The sequence below is a fragment of the Aurantimonas sp. 22II-16-19i genome (genome assembly GCF_002088275.1).
Lineage (GTDB): Bacteria > Pseudomonadota > Alphaproteobacteria > Rhizobiales > Rhizobiaceae > Jiella.
Genome location: NZ_AQQS01000001.1, coordinates 67139 through 80715, shown reverse-complemented (window position 1 = coordinate 80715; position 13577 = coordinate 67139). Strand labels below are relative to the sequence as shown.

Genomic DNA, 13577 nt, shown 5'->3' with positions numbered 1-13577 from the left:
TTTTCAAGTGTGGAAGGGTTATAAATTCCGAGATGGAGAGAGGATCGACCCCGGCAATGCGCCGCCCGCGCGCCGACTCCTTACGAAACCGTGAGAAGCTGCTGATGGCGGCTGCGGCGGTGTTCCGCGAAACCGGCGGGGCCGGGACGCTGGAGGCCGTGGCGCGCCAGGCCGGCGTCGGCATCGGCACGCTTTACCGGCACTTTCCGACGCGCGAGGCGCTGTTCGAGGCGGTCTATCGCCGCGAGATCGAGCAGCTGGCCGAGCTGTCGCGCGAACTCGCGGATACCGCGGATCCCGTCGCGGCGCTGCGTCGGTTCCTGCATGGCATGGTCGGGATGGTGGCGACGAAGAAGGGGATGGTCGCCGCGCTGGCGATCGCCATCGACGGCACCTCGGAGATCGCCTGCTTCTCCTTCGCGACGCTGTCCGCGGCGATGGAGCGGCTGCATGCACCGGCCGTCGCGAGCGGCCGGATGCGCGCCGACGTGTCCGCCGACGACATTCTCCAGACGGTGGTCGGAATGTGCCTCGCGCGCCGCGAGGAACAGTGGGAAGCAGCCGTGACCCGGCTGATCGACGTCTTCGTCGACGGCCTGAAGACCGATTGAATGGGCGGCGGGCGGCAAGGCCCACCGGCTGGCTATTCTGCGGCCGGCAAAGCCCGCACCGGATGATTCAGCCGGGGCGCCGGATCAGCCGCCGGCCTTCGGCCCGCCCGCCGGCTCGCGGCCGAAATTCGGCTTGGCCGTGTCCTGGCCGGCCTCGATGACGTTGCGCCGGATCGCCCTCGTGCGGGTGAAGAGGTCGAACAGCGTCTGGCCGTCGCCCCAGCGGATCGCCCGCTGCAGCGTCGCCAGATCCTCCGAGAAGCGGGCGAGCATTTCCAGCACCGCCTCCCGGTTGGTGAGGAAGACGTCCCGCCACATGGTCGGATCGGACGCGGCGATGCGGGTGAAGTCGCGAAAGCCCGAGGCCGAGAACTTCACCACTTCCGACTGGGTCACTTCCTCGAGGTCGGCCGCGGTACCGACGATGTTGTAGGCGATGAGATGCGGCACGTGGGAGACGATGGCGAGCACCAGGTCGTGATGCTCGGCGGTCATCGTCTCGACATTGGAGCCGCAGCCCCGCCAGAACGCCTCGACCTTGTCGATCGCTGCGGGATCGGTTCCCTCCGGCGGCGTCAGGATGGACCAGCGATCGCGAAACAGCTCCAGGAAACCGGATTCGGGACCGGACTGTTCGGTGCCGGCGAGCGGATGGGCCGGCACGAAGTGGACGCCCGCGGGCAGATGCGGACGCATCTGCTCGATCACCGCGCCCTTGACCGAGCCGACGTCGGAGACGATCGCGCCGTCCTTCAGATGCGGCGCGATCTCGCGGGTGATCGCCCCGCAGATGCCGACGGGCACGCACAGGATGACGATGTCGGCGTCCTTCACGGCGTCGGCGGCTTCGAGGTGATAGGCATCGCCGAGACCGAGTTCCTCGGCCTTGTCGAGGGTCTCCTTGCGCCGCGTGGCGATCGAGATGTGGCGTGCGAGGCCGTTCGCCCGAATGTTGAGGGCGAGCGACGAGCCGATCAGTCCGATGCCGATCAGCGCGACGCGCTCGAACAGGGGATCTGTGGTCACGACGGGCTCTTCAGGAACAGCGTCAGCGCATCGACGACGCCGCGATTGGCCTCCTCGGTGCCGATCGACATGCGCAGCGCGTTGGGGAAGCCATAGCCGGCGACCCGGCGCAGGATGAAGCCGCGCGCGGTCAGGAACGCATCGGCCTCGGCCGCGCTTTTGCCGGCCTCCTCGGGAAAATGGATCAGGACGAAGTTGCCGACGCTCGGCGTCACCGAAAGGCCCAGCGCCTCGATTTCACGCGTCGTCCACTCCAGCCAGTGGGCATTGAAGCTCGCCGCTTCCTCGATGAAGGCACGGTCGCGGATGGCCGCAGCCCCGGCGGCGATGGCGGCGGCGTTGAGATTGAACGGCCCGCGCACCCGGTCGAGGGTCGAGACGATCGCCTCCGGCCCGTAGAGCCAGCCGATGCGAAGGCCCGCAAGGCCGTAGATCTTCGAGAAGGTGCGGGTCATCACGACGTTCTCCGACGCCGAGACGAGCTCGATGCCGGCGCCGTAGTCGTTGCGCCGGACATATTCGGCATAGGCCGCGTCGAGGACGAGGATGACGTGGCCGGGCAGCCCGGCCTGCAGTCGCCGCACCTCGTCGAAGGGCAGGTACGTGCCGGTCGGATTGTTCGGATTGGCGAGGAAGACCAGCTTCGTCCTGTCCGTCACCCGCTCGAGGATCGCGTCGACGTCGGCCGTCCGGTCCTTTTCCGGGGCGACGACCGGCGTCGCGCCGGCGGCGCGGATCTGGATCGCGTAGACGAGGAAGCCGTGCTCGGTGTGGATCGCCTCGTCGCCGGGGGCGAGATAGCACTGGCAGAGAAGGCCGAGCAGCTCGTCCGAGCCGTTGCCGCAGAGGATGTTGGCCGTGTTGAGGCCGTGCGTCTCGGCGATCGCCGCCTTCAGCTCGCTCGCCTGGCCGTCGGGATAGTGCGCCAGATCCTGCATTGCCGCGGTGGCTGCCGCGAGGGCGGCGGGCGGCGGGCCGAGCGGCGTCTCGTTGGAGGACAGCTTGTGAAGCTTGATCCCTTCCGGCGCCCGGCTCTTGCCGGGAACGTAGATCTCGATGTCCAGCACACCGGTCTTGGGAACAGGTTTCATCGTCGCAAACCCTGAAAAGGAGCTTCGTATCCGGCCTCAGCCGGCCGGGACCGCCAGAGGAGCCGCATAGCCGCCAATCGGCCGGATGTCGAGGTGTCCGCCGAGCCGGGCGGCGAGTTCGTCCGGCGCAAGGCGCGTCGCGACGAGGGCGCCGAAGCCGCGGGCGGTGGTCGCCGCGGCGAGGACATCTCCTGCTTCGCCGAGGGTACGCTCCAGGTCCGGCATCGCTGCGGATCCGGCGAGGGCATAGCAGCCGATCTCCGGCGGCACGGGATCGGCGAGGGGCGGGGCGATGACGAGGCTCGGCGTCGCCGCCGGCCGGCCCTCCATGGCGAAGAAGGGCAGCCGCGCGACGATCTGGGCGCTGGCAAGATCGTCCCACCAGACAGCGTCGCCGTCACCGAGGGCAACGATGCCCAATCGGTCGTCGCCGCCGCTCTGGATGGTTTCGACCACTGCTGCAGGGGAAGCCAGCAGCGTCACCGGCACGGTGAAGCCGAAATAGAACCGGGCGGTGTCCATGGCCGAGGTGGCCTCGCCGCAGGCGAATACTTCGAAGGGCGCCTGCAGGGCCGTGAAGGTCGAGATGATCTCGCGCCACAGATGTTCGATGGCGGTCAGCGGCAGATGGCCGGAATGGCGGGCGGCGAGGCGGCGCATCATGTCGGCCTCGCGGCCCGGCCGGAAGGCGGCGCCGTTCCTGGCGGTGCCCTTCACCGCGATCAGCTCGTCGATCACCACGGCGCGCTGCATCAGCAGGCGATGCACCGACTCGTCGATGGCGTCGATCTTCGCCCTGAGTTCCACCAGCCTCGAGGGATCGGCCTTTTGCGGCTCGTCCATCGCCCCCTCCTTGTCGTTGCGCGGGTCTTCTAGACCCTCGCATCGCGCTTGGCAAAGGCAGTGGCGGACTGCCGAAAATCGCCGTTGAGGCCGCCATCCGGCGGCCACCGGTCAGTTGAGGGTCCGCCTCTCGCTCGGCAGATCGAGGGAAAACGCCGGGATCTCGACCTCGAACGCCTCGCCGGCATCGGTGCGCATCCAGTAGCTGCCGCGCATGATTCCGGAGGGCGTCGGCAGCGGGCAGCCCGACGTATAGGTGAAGCTGTCGCCCGGCAGGATCACCGGCTGTTCGCCGACGACGCCGGGGCCGCGCACTTCCTCGATGTGACCGCTCGCATCGGTGATCTGCCAGTAGCGGGATTCGAGCTGCACGGCCTCTTCGCCGGCATTCTCGATCTCGACCTGATAGGCGAAGACCCAGCGGCCTTCGGCCGGGTCGGACTGCTCTTCCAGATAGGCCGGCTTCACCGTCACGACGATCTGCCGTGTGGTCGCCTGATACATCGCACTCGCAACCTTTTCGAAAAACAGGGCATCGACGCTGGAGGTCATAGCGCGATTTCGGGCTGAATTCACCGTTGCGAAACGGATTGTGCGAAACTTGGTTTCCGTCCTGACGGACAAAAGGCCGGCGCGTCGATCGAAAATGCCGGGTCGGCGTTGCGGATGGGGCCCCGGCGGCGAACCGTCCGGAGGGCGCTCGCTTCCGGCGCCGTGTCGCGCGACACGATTCGGGCGGAGTGAGGAGAACCGGTGCTCGACGCAATCCTGAGGCAGCGGATCGATCCGCCGGTCGAGCGCCTTGCGAGGTGGCTTGCGGCCAGGGGCGTCGGCGCCAATGCCGTGACCGTCGCCGGGCTGGTGATCGGTCTCGGCGCGGCGGCGGCCATCGCGGCGGGCAGCCCGCTGGCCGGTCTCGTCCTCATCCTTCTCTCGCGGCTCTGCGACGGTCTCGACGGCGCGGTCGCCAAGCAGACGGCGCCGACCGATCTCGGCGGCTATCTCGACATCGTCTTCGACTTCGTCTTCTACGGCGCCATCCCGCTCGCCTTCGCCGTGCTCGATCCGGCGACCAATGCCCTGCCGGCCGCCGTCCTGCTGCTGACGTTCTACGCCAATGGCGCGAGCTTCCTCGCCTTCGCGATCCTTGCCGAAAAGCGCCGCATCAGCACCGAGGCGCGAGGTAGAAAATCGTTCTTCTTCTCGGTCGGCCTCGCGGAAGCCAGCGAGACGATCATCGCCTTCTGCCTCTTCTGCCTGTTTCCGGCGTGGTTCCCGGTGATCGCCTATGGCTTTGCGGCCATGACCGGCTGGACCTGCTGCGCCCGGATCTGGCTGGCGGTGCGGACCTTCCGGTGAGCACAGATCGAGGTGGCGGTATTCGGAGACGGCACCAGGTTGCCGGCGCTACGCCGCTGGATGCGGGAGGCGTCAGAAGCCGTAGAACGTGCGGATCGCCTGCCATCCGTCCTCGGCGGTCTCGGCGAAGGTCAAGAGGTTCAGGTCGTCCGGCGAGATCGTGCCTTCCTCGGCCAGCGCGTCGAAGTCGATGACGCGCTTCCAGAACGCCTCGCCGAACAGGACGACCGGGATCTTCTGCATGCGCCGCGTCTGGATCAGCGTCAGCGCCTCGAACAGTTCGTCCATGGTGCCGAAGCCGCCGGGGAAGATCGCCATCGCTTTGGCCCGCAGGAGGAAATGCATCTTGCGGATGGCGAAATAGTGGAAGTTGAAGCACAGCTCCGGCGTCGCGAAATGGTTCGGCTCCTGCTCGTGGGGCAGGGTGATGTTGAGGGAGATCGACGGCGCCCCGACATCGGCCGCGCCGCGATTGCCGGCCTCCATGACGCCCGGCCCGCCGCCGGTGACGATGACGAACTCCTTGCCCCCCGACGAGGTGGCCGAATGGCGCGAGGCGATCTGGGCGAAGCGCCGGGCTTCCTCGTAGAACTTCGCATTGGCCTCGAGGTTTTTCTTCTGCGTCTCGTTGCGCGCCGCCCAGGCCGCCTGGCCGGGCGCCGGAATGCGCGCGCCGCCGAACAGCACCACGGTCGAGAGGATGCCGGCATCGAGAAAGGCCAGCTCCGGCTTCATCAGCTCGAGCTGCAGCCGGACGCTGCGGGTCTCCTCGCGGGTCAGGAAATCCGGATCGTCGAAGGCCAGCCGGTAGGTCGGCGAGCGGGTCTGCGCCGTGCCGCCGGACAGGGCGGCGGCGTCCTGCCGATCGCGTTCGGAACTCGGAAACGGGTCCCAGCCGTCGTGATTGCGCGGCGTGCGATCCGGGGGTGTGGCGTCGGACATGCGAGAGGTGGGCCCCACTGCTTCGATTGACCTCGTGAAGGCTGGCAACTAGGGTCCGCGGCGATTTGGTCAGGGCTCGCTCCTGGCCTTTCTTCTCTTTAGAACGGAGCCATGCCGATGTCCGCGCCCGACCGCGCCGCCCTGGAAGTCACCATCGAGCGCGCCTTCGAGGAGCGCGCCGGCATCTCGCCGGCGACGACGGGCGAGGTGCGCGACGCCGTCGATGCGGCGCTGGAGATGCTGGACAGCGGCGAGGCGCGGGTCGCGACGCGGGGCGAGGACGGCGCCTGGACGGTGCACCAGTGGCTGAAGAAAGCGGTTCTCCTGTCCTTCCGCCTGAACGACATGCAGGTGATCGAGGGCGGTTCCGGCGGCGCCACCTGGTGGGACAAGGTGCCCTCCAAATTCGCCGGCTGGGGCGAGAATCGCTTCCGTGAGGCAGGCTTCCGGGCCGTGCCGGGGTCGATCGTGCGCAAGGGCTCATTCATCGGCCGGGACGTCGTCCTGATGCCGTCCTTCGTCAATCTCGGCGCCTATGTCGACGCCGGCTCGATGGTCGACGGCTGGGCGACGGTCGGCTCCTGCGCCCAGATCGGCAAGAACGTCCACCTGTCCGGCGGCGTTGGCATCGGCGGTGTGCTCGAGCCGCTGCAGGCCGGCCCGACGATCATCGAGGACAACTGCTTCATCGGCGCGCGCTCGGAAGTCGTCGAAGGCTGCATCGTGCGCGAGGGCTCGGTCCTCGGCATGGGCGTCTATATCGGCCAGTCCACCAAGATCGTCGATCGCGCCACCGGCGCGGTCACCTATGGCGAGGTGCCGCCCTATTCCGTGGTCGTCGCCGGCGCCATGCCCGGCCGAGAGATGGGCAATGGCGAGCCCGGCCCGAGCCTCTATTGCGCCGTCATCGTCAAGCGCGTCGACGAGCGCACGCGCTCGAAGACCTCGATCAACGAACTGCTGCGGAGCTGAGGGGCTTGGCTTTCGATCGCTGCAGGACGATCGGCTCTTCCTGATGGCGGGCAGGCGACTTGCGAGGCTCTTCAGCGGCTGGCCAGCGACGGTATTGGCGGCGGGCGGCCTCTTCTCCTGGCTCTCGGGCGTGCCGGCTCTGCCGACCGACCACAACGGCCTCTGCCGCACCGAGACGGCGGCGGGGGTCGGCTACATCGTCTGCGAGATCCCGCTGGATCGCCATCGCCTGTCGCTCCGGGCGGTTGATGCGGCGGGAAAGCCCTACGAGACCTTCGAGGCCGTCGAGGCGTCGCTTGCCGGCCGCAGGGCCGAACTGATCATGAATGCCGGCATGTATCACGAGGATCGCCGGCCGGTCGGCCTCACCGTACAGGACGGGCGCGAGGTCCACGGCGCGGTGCTCGGCACCGGCTCGGGCAACTATTCGCTGCGGCCGAACGGGGTGTTCTTCGTCGAGGACGGCCGGGCGCATGTGATGGAATCCACCCGCTATCTCGCCGGCCAGCACCGTCCCGAACTCGCCACCCAGTCCGGGCCGATGCTCGTGGTAGACGGCAAGCTGCACCCGCGCTTCATCGAGAATTCCGACAGCCGGCACGTGCGCAACGGCATCTGTGCGAGCGAGGACGGCAGGGTGGTGACCCACGTCCTCTCCCGCGCGCCGGTCAATTTCTGGGATTTCGGCAGCTTCTTCAAGGACAGGCTCGGCTGCCGCGATGCGCTGTTCTTCGACGGCACGGTGTCGAGCTTGCGGTATCCCGCCGGCGGCATCGACTACCGCCGCGACCGGCTCGGCCCGATGCTGGTGGTGACCGACCGCTGAGGCGCGGGCCTCGTCCGGGGCTGGTCGATACCGGTGACGGCCGGATCAGTCGGCGAAGGAGGGCCGCAGCGCCGGTACGGGAACCGATCCGACGGTGACGCTTTTCGCCTCGCTCGGCGCCGCGTCGTCGTCGCCGAAGCGTGCGGCGAGGTTCGCCTCACGCTGCCTTTCGGCCTCCGACTGCGCGTCGGGTGCGGCAACCGGCTTGGCTGCAACCGCGACGCGCCCGCCGCGTCCGGGACCCTCGCCGGTTTCGGCAGCATGGCCCGGAGAGACCTTGATCGTCCGGGGCACCGCCTCGACCGGGGCGGAGCGTTCGGCAACGGTCGCTGCGGCGTCAGGCTTTCTCACCTCCGGCGCGAAGGCCGCTGCCCGGGCGAGGCCGGCCGCATCCTCGCGGGTCGCCACCCGGGTCGTCTCGATCGTCGCCGGCACGGCGCGGCCCGGGGCGCCGCGGCTGAGGTCGAGCTCCGCCATATGCGCCTTGACCTTCGAGCAGTAGCTGCGGGCCGAGGCGGTCATGCGGCTGGCACGATGGCCGCCCTTGTACTTCATCGCCGTGCCACAGACGTCGTGGCCGCTCTTTTCCCAGGCGCCCTTCAGGTAGCGCATGCCGTAGGTGAGGTTGGTGTCGGCGTCGAAGAGGGCGCTCGTCGGGCCGGAAAAGCCGAGGCTGCGGGCCGTCGCCGGCTTGATCTGCGACAGGCCGTAGACGCCCGAGCCGCGGGCCTGCGGATTGTAGCGGCTCTCGACCCGCACGACGGCGAAGGCAAGCGCCGGCGGGATGCCGTTTTCCTTGGCATGCTTGATGATCATCCGGTCGATCGCGGCGCTGCCGGAGACCGTGCCGGTCTCGGCCATTTGCGCCGCCTCGCGCCGGGCGATCACCCGGTCGGATTTGGCGACGCCGGCCGTCGCGACCGCGACCTTCGCCGCGCCGCCCTCCGTCTTGGCGTCGGATGGATCGCTGGAGGCGTCCTCCTTGCCGGCGAAGGCGACGCCGAGGGGCGAGCCGCCCGGGCCGTCGGCGATGCAGCCCGTCACCGCGAAGAGGCCGGCGAGGGCGAGCGATGTCGCCGCGCGCCGCGGCCAGCGCAGATCGATCCCCGTCCGTTCCAAGAGCACGTGTTCCCCCGCGCGAATTTCGTTCCCCTGCGACCGGTGTCGGGGCCGATCGCGGCGCAATCGTGGCGGCCGGATGGCGGCGGCGAACAAACCTTAACAAAAGGTCACCGAGTGGCAGAGGTGTGGCGAGCCGGCACCAGATCGGCTATCACCGCTGGCCATGACCGAAGCTCCGACACCCGAAGAAGCTGCAGCCCGCGCCGCCGCAATCGCCGCCGGCCTCGACCCGGCCGATCCCGCCGCGATTCTCGCCGCCCTCATCCGCTGCCCGTCCGTCACGCCCCGCGAGGGCGGGGCGCTGGCGCTGATCGAGGCGCTGCTGGCGCGCCAGGGCTTCGACGTCGCCCGCCCGGTCTTTGAGGAGGCGGGGACGGAACCGGTCGAGAACCTCTTCGCCAGCATCGGCGAGGCCGGCCCGCATCTGGTCTTTGCCGGCCATACCGACGTCGTTCCGCCCGGAACGCTGGGCGACTGGACCTCCGATCCGTTCGCCGGGGAGATCGTCGCCGGCGAGATGGTCGGCCGCGGCGCCGTCGACATGAAGGGCGGCATCGCCGCGTTTCTTGCCGCCTATGCCCGGCATGCCCGCAGGAACGGCCCGCCGCCCGGCCGGCTCTCCTTCCTGGTCACCGGCGACGAGGAAGGACCTGCCGTCAACGGCACGGTCAAGCTGCTCGATTGGGCGAAGGCGAGGGGCGAGCGCTTCGACGGCTGCCTCGTCGGCGAGCCGACCAATCCGAGCGTCCTCGGCGAGATGGTCAAGATCGGCCGGCGCGGCTCGCTCTCCGGCGAGGTGCGGGTCGCGGGGACGCAGGGCCACGTCGCCTATCCCCATCTCGCCGACAATCCCGTCCGCGCCGCGGTCCAGATCGCCGAGTCGCTGCTGGCGACGCCGCTCGACGAGGGCACCGGAACCTTCCAGCCGTCGAACCTCGAGATCACCGCCATCGAGACCGGCAACGCCTCGGTCAACGTCATCGGCGCCCGCTGCTCGATCTTCTTCAACGTCCGCTTCAACGACCGCTGGACGATCGACACCCTCAAGGCCGAGCTTGCCGCCCGCATCGCGGCGGGCGCTGCGGCGGGGCATCTGCGGCCGGGCCGTCCGGCCGCCGGCTACGAACTCCTGTGGCGCGAGCGGCCATCGGCGGCATTTTCCACCGGCGGCGATGCCGCGGGCGGTGGCGGCGCCTTGACCGGCGCGCTGACCGCGGCAATTCATCAGATGACGGGGCGCCGGCCGGAGCTCTCGACCTCCGGCGGCACGTCCGACGCCCGCTTCATCAAGGATCATTGCCCGGTGATCGAATTCGGGCTTGTCGGCAAGACGATGCACATGTCCAATGAGCGGGTCGCACTGTCCGATCTCGAGGGACTGACGGAAATCTATGAAGCCTTCATCGCCCGCTGGTTCGCCGCCCACGCCTGACTTCGTTCCGAGCTTCGACGAAGTCGTCCGCTTCTTCTCCGGCGCGCTCCTCCTGATGGCGGGGCGGACCGAGGGGCTGAAGCGCCTCGACCTGTCGGCCGACGGCTTCTGGCAATCCTTCGCCGCGGTTCTCGTCGCCCTGCCGCCGCTGGCGCTGTCCTGGGTCGCCATCGAGCTCGTCGCCGGCCATGGCGGGCAGGAAGAGACCAGCAGCTTCGTCACCTATGGCGCCCACGCCGTCGCCGACGTCCTCTCGTGGCTCCTGCCGGTGCTGGTCCTGATGATGGCGGCGAGGCCCATCGGCTATTCCCGCAAGATCGTGCCGCTCGTCGTCGCCACCAACTGGGGCGGCGCGCTGCTAGCCTGGGCGGTGGTTCCCTACTGGCTGCTGATCATCCTGTTCGGCGCCGGCGAGGTGATGGCCTTCATCGGTCTCCTCGTCCGTATTGCCACCGTCACCGCCGCCATGCGGCTGATCTATTTCGCCTTGGGGAAGGATTTCGCCGCGGCCGTCGCCATCACCGTCATGATGATTATCGCCTCGCTGATGAGCTACGGCGCGGTGATGGACGTGACGGGGGTGAAGCTGGTGTGAGTGAACGCCTGCTTCAGCCAGTCGGCAGGTTTCTGGCTTCGCTCATCGTGTGGTTTGGGCTTTACTCACCCGCATTCGCGGATGCATCTCGCCAGGCTGTGCTTCCGTGCGACGTTGGCGGCGGTCTCGAAGCACCGGCAGTGATTGGTCGACAAGATGATGCGCGGATGCTCTCGAACTTCGCCGTCGGTAACGTTTGGGACGAAGCCGAAGCGACAAGACGGCTCGGGAAACCCGACGTCACGATGAGTTCGACTATGAGCTCGAAACGCCTCTGGATCTATCGGTATCGAGAGGGGATGGTGATCTCCGTCGATTTTGACACCGGCACGATCATCGCGATCGAAGGCGCAGAGTGAACTTAAGCTGTGCGGGGAGCGCGAGGGACGCTTACGGGAAATACACCGGCAGCGTCCGCTTCGGCGCATTCCCGTACTCCACCTGCGTCAGATACAGCCCGTCCGGCGGCGCCACCGGGCCGCACCTGGTCCGGTCGCGGCTTTCGAGCGCGGCGACCACGTCCGCCGTCGTCCAGCGGCCTTCGCCGACGAGCTTCAGCGTCCCGGCGAAGGACCGGATCTGGTTGTGGAGGAAAGACTGGGCCATGGCGGTGATGTGGATCTCGTCGCCGGGCCCCCGCGCGACCGAGAGTTCCTCCAGGGTGCGGATCGGGTTCTTCGCCTGGCAGTGGGACGAGCGGAAGGTGTTGAAGTCGTGGGTGCCGACAAGGGCCTTTGCGGCGTCGTGCATCGCCGCCACGTCGAGGTCCCGCGACACCCACCAGACCCGGCCGCGCTCGATGGCGGGCGGCGCCCGGCGGCTGAAGATGCGGTAGCGATACCAGCGCTTGCGGGCGGAGAACCGGGCGTCGAAGTCGTCGCCGACGCGCTCGGCGGCGACGATCGACACCGGTTCGTCCCGCATGTGGGCGTTCAGCGCGTCACGCACCGTGTCCGCCTCCCAGTCGCGGGCAAGGTCGACATGGGCGACCTGGCCGGTGGCGTGCACGCCGGCGTCGGTGCGCCCCGCGCCGAAGATCGTCGCCGCCTCGCCGGCAAAGCCCTCGATGGCGGTCTCGATCACCTCCTGGACGGACAGCCCGTTCTTCTGCCGCTGCCAGCCGCGATAGGGCGTGCCGTCATATTCGATGGTGAGCTTGTAGCGGGGCATCAGGCGAGGCGCGCGAGGAGATTGGCGCGGCAGGTCGCATCGGTTTCCGGTCGCGGCGCCATCTACCCTGCGCCCAGCATGGTCCCCGCCGCAACGGGCGTGCCGCGCAGAAGGTCGGCCGCGGCGACGCGCTTTCCGCCCGCGCGCTGCAGCTCCAGGAGCCGCACGGCGCCGGAGCCGCAGGCCACGGTGAGATCCTCGGCAAGCACGGTGCCGGCGACGCCGGCGCCATCTGCCACCTCGGCCCGCAGCAGCTTCACCCGCTCAGCCTTGCCGGCGAACGGCATCGTCGTCCAGGCGCCCGGCATCGGCGAGAAGGCGTTGATCCGGCGGGCGATGCCGGCAGCGTCGCCGGTCCAGTCGATCGCCGTCTCGGCCTTGTCGATCTTTTTGGCATACAGGGGCTCGCGGCCGGTCCGGGCGGCGATCGCCGCCTGGTCCTCGAAGGCGAGGGTGCCCGCCTCGAGCCTTGCCAGCGCCTCCACCATCAGCGTCGCCGACAGCTGCGACAGCCGCTCCTGCAATTCGCCGGCGGTCTCGCTCGCCCCGATCACCGTCTCGGCGGCGAGCGCGACGGGGCCGGTGTCGAGGCCCGCCTCCATCTGCATCACCATCATGCCGGTGGTCTGGTCGCCGGCCTCGATCGCCCGCTGGATGGGCGCCGCGCCGCGCCAGCGCGGCAGAAGCGAGCCGTGACCGTTGAGACAGCCGGAACGCGGCGCCTCCAGAAGTGCCTGCGGCAGGAGGAGGCCATAGGCGACCACCACGGCGACGTCGGCCTCGAGCGCTGCGAAGGCCTCGACAACGGAGGGATCGCGGAAATTCAGCGGGACGCGGACCTCAAGCCCCAGCCGCTCGGCCTCGATCTGCACCGGCGAGGGGGTCAGCTGCAGGCCGCGCCGCCCGGCCTTGCGCGGTGGCTGTGTGTAGACCGCCGGCACGCGGTGGCCCGCCGCGACGATGGCTGCGAGCGTCGGCACCGAGAAGGCCGGTGTGCCCATGAAGGTGACGGTGAGCGCCACCGGCTCAGGCCGACTTCATCCGCGCCAGCTTGGTGAACTTCTTGATCACCATGTCGCGCTTCAGTTTCGAGATGTAGTCGATGAAGAGGACGCCGTTGAGGTGGTCGATCTCGTGCTGCAGGCAGGTGGCGTAGAGGCCCTCGGCCGCTTCCTCGTGCATCTTGCCGTCGAGGCCGAGATAGCGGACGGTGACCCCGGCCGGGCGCTCCACCTCGGCATAATAGTCCGGGATCGACAGGCAGCCTTCCTCGTAGACGCTGCGCTCGTCGGCGCTGGCGACGATTTCCGGGTTGAGGAACACCCGCGGCGCCTTTTCCTCGTCTTCCTTGGAGATGTCGAGGACGAGCATGCGGATCGGCTCGCCGACCTGGATCGCGGCGAGCCCGATCCCCGGCGCGTCGTACATCGTCTCCAGCATGTCGTCGGCGAAGCGCCGCACGGTATCGTCCACCGTCTCGATGGGCCGGGAGACTTCCCGCAACAGCGGGTCGGGAAGAATGATGAGGGGCTTGATCGTCATGGGCGGTGAGGTAATCGCTGGCGCGAAACCGGTCAATCCGGTTCAG

16 protein-coding genes are annotated in these 13577 nt (G+C 68.7%); 7 read left to right on the top strand and 9 right to left on the bottom strand.

What is annotated here, in order from left to right; all coding sequences use genetic code 11:
• The first annotated feature begins 104 nt into the window (after positions 1 to 104).
• A complete protein-coding gene (locus ATO4_RS00410; protein WP_245308491.1) occupies positions 105 to 611 on the top strand; it encodes a TetR/AcrR family transcriptional regulator in 507 nt (168 codons plus the stop codon).
• Between the two features lie 84 nt (positions 612 to 695).
• Here ATO4_RS00410 and ATO4_RS00405 read toward each other — a convergent pair whose 3' ends face one another.
• The 4 genes from ATO4_RS00405 to apaG form a co-directional block, all read right to left on the bottom strand.
• On the bottom strand, positions 696 to 1637 hold the full coding sequence (locus ATO4_RS00405; RefSeq protein ID WP_083589426.1) for a prephenate/arogenate dehydrogenase family protein: 942 nt from the start codon (positions 1635 to 1637) through the stop codon (positions 696 to 698).
• Positions 1634 to 2728: a histidinol-phosphate transaminase gene (hisC, locus tag ATO4_RS00400; RefSeq protein ID WP_083589425.1), complete on the bottom strand. Its 1095-nt coding sequence runs from the start codon at positions 2726 to 2728 to the stop codon at positions 1634 to 1636. The genes ATO4_RS00405 and hisC overlap by 4 nt, the downstream gene beginning before the upstream one ends.
• A 36-nt stretch (positions 2729 to 2764) precedes the next feature.
• Positions 2765 to 3571: a chorismate mutase gene (pheA, locus tag ATO4_RS00395; protein WP_083589424.1), complete on the bottom strand. Its 807-nt coding sequence runs from the start codon at positions 3569 to 3571 to the stop codon at positions 2765 to 2767.
• A gap of 111 nt (positions 3572 to 3682) precedes the next feature.
• Positions 3683 to 4075 (bottom strand): Co2+/Mg2+ efflux protein ApaG, encoded by a 393-nt coding sequence (gene apaG / locus ATO4_RS00390; RefSeq protein WP_083589800.1) that lies wholly within the window; start codon positions 4073 to 4075, stop codon positions 3683 to 3685.
• Between the two features lie 249 nt (positions 4076 to 4324).
• Between apaG and ATO4_RS00385 the strand changes: the two genes are divergently transcribed.
• Positions 4325 to 4930, top strand: a complete 606-nt coding sequence (locus ATO4_RS00385; RefSeq protein ID WP_083589423.1) for a CDP-alcohol phosphatidyltransferase family protein — start codon at positions 4325 to 4327, stop codon at positions 4928 to 4930.
• Between the two features lie 72 nt (positions 4931 to 5002).
• On the opposite strand, the gene ATO4_RS00380 is transcribed toward ATO4_RS00385, so the two are convergent.
• Positions 5003 to 5872, bottom strand: a complete 870-nt coding sequence (locus ATO4_RS00380; protein ID WP_083589422.1) for an LOG family protein — start codon at positions 5870 to 5872, stop codon at positions 5003 to 5005.
• Positions 5873 to 5989: 117 nt separating this feature from the next.
• On the opposite strand from ATO4_RS00380, the gene dapD reads away from it, so the two are divergent.
• Complete coding sequence (gene dapD / locus ATO4_RS00375; RefSeq protein WP_083589799.1) at positions 5990 to 6844, top strand: 2,3,4,5-tetrahydropyridine-2,6-dicarboxylate N-succinyltransferase; 855 nt, start codon at positions 5990 to 5992, stop codon at positions 6842 to 6844.
• Between the two features lie 43 nt (positions 6845 to 6887).
• Complete coding sequence (locus tag ATO4_RS00370) at positions 6888 to 7670, top strand: phosphodiester glycosidase family protein (RefSeq protein WP_083589421.1); 783 nt, start codon at positions 6888 to 6890, stop codon at positions 7668 to 7670.
• 45 nt (positions 7671 to 7715) lie between these two features.
• Here the strand turns inward: ATO4_RS00370 and ATO4_RS00365 are convergent, their stop codons facing one another.
• The gene (locus ATO4_RS00365) at positions 7716 to 8789 is read right to left on the bottom strand and encodes a lytic transglycosylase domain-containing protein (RefSeq protein WP_083589420.1); all 1074 of its coding nucleotides are present in this window, start codon (positions 8787 to 8789) and stop codon (positions 7716 to 7718) included.
• 166 nt (positions 8790 to 8955) lie between these two features.
• Between ATO4_RS00365 and dapE the strand changes: the two genes are divergently transcribed.
• From dapE to ATO4_RS26790, 3 genes are read left to right on the top strand one after another with little or no spacing between them, the layout of a single operon-like run.
• On the top strand, positions 8956 to 10224 hold the full coding sequence (gene dapE, locus ATO4_RS00360; protein ID WP_083589419.1) for a succinyl-diaminopimelate desuccinylase: 1269 nt from the start codon (positions 8956 to 8958) through the stop codon (positions 10222 to 10224).
• A complete protein-coding gene (locus ATO4_RS00355) occupies positions 10184 to 10819 on the top strand; it encodes a hypothetical protein (protein ID WP_083589418.1) in 636 nt (211 codons plus the stop codon). The genes dapE and ATO4_RS00355 overlap by 41 nt, the downstream gene beginning before the upstream one ends.
• A complete protein-coding gene (locus ATO4_RS26790) occupies positions 10816 to 11178 on the top strand; it encodes a hypothetical protein (protein WP_139802173.1) in 363 nt (120 codons plus the stop codon). The genes ATO4_RS00355 and ATO4_RS26790 overlap by 4 nt, the downstream gene beginning before the upstream one ends.
• Before the next feature lie 31 nt (positions 11179 to 11209).
• On the opposite strand, the gene truA is transcribed toward ATO4_RS26790, so the two are convergent.
• From truA to def, 3 genes are all read right to left on the bottom strand, one after another.
• A complete protein-coding gene (gene truA / locus ATO4_RS00350; protein ID WP_083589417.1) occupies positions 11210 to 11989 on the bottom strand; it encodes a tRNA pseudouridine(38-40) synthase TruA in 780 nt (259 codons plus the stop codon).
• 62 nt (positions 11990 to 12051) lie between these two features.
• On the bottom strand, positions 12052 to 13011 hold the full coding sequence (gene fmt, locus ATO4_RS00345; protein WP_083589416.1) for a methionyl-tRNA formyltransferase: 960 nt from the start codon (positions 13009 to 13011) through the stop codon (positions 12052 to 12054).
• 4 nt (positions 13012 to 13015) lie between these two features.
• On the bottom strand, positions 13016 to 13531 hold the full coding sequence (gene def, locus ATO4_RS00340) for a peptide deformylase (protein ID WP_083589415.1): 516 nt from the start codon (positions 13529 to 13531) through the stop codon (positions 13016 to 13018).
• Positions 13532 to 13577 lie beyond the last annotated feature (46 nt).